Origin of the sequence: Pandoraea sp. ISTKB (genome assembly GCF_001721285.1) — a bacterium.
Lineage (GTDB): Bacteria > Pseudomonadota > Gammaproteobacteria > Burkholderiales > Burkholderiaceae > Pandoraea > Pandoraea capi.
Genome location: NZ_MAOS01000015.1, coordinates 1 through 281, shown reverse-complemented (window position 1 = coordinate 281; position 281 = coordinate 1). Strand labels below are relative to the sequence as shown.

1 protein-coding gene is annotated in these 281 nt (G+C 61.9%); it reads right to left on the bottom strand.

Annotation, left to right across the window (positions count from 1 at the left end; all coding sequences use genetic code 11):
- Positions 1-281: NAD(P)(+) transhydrogenase (Re/Si-specific) subunit beta (locus tag A9762_RS03950; protein ID WP_139133058.1), on the bottom strand; the 281-nt coding region annotated here is incomplete at both ends.

Genomic DNA, 281 nt, shown 5'->3' with positions numbered 1-281 from the left:
TTGTAAGCCTCGAGAATCGGCATGCCCGCGATCGGCGATTGCGGATCGTTCTTCGCTGCCGGGTTCACCACGTCGTTCGCGCCGAGCACCAGCACCACGTCCGTCTGACCGAATTCGCCGTTGATCTCGTCCATCTCAAGCACTTGATCGTAGGGGACTTCGGCTTCGGCGAGCAGCACGTTCATGTGCCCCGGCATGCGACCCGCCACGGGGTGAATCGCGTAGCGCACGTTCACCCCCTTCTCGGAGAGCTTGTCGGTCAGTTCCTTGAGTGCGTGCTG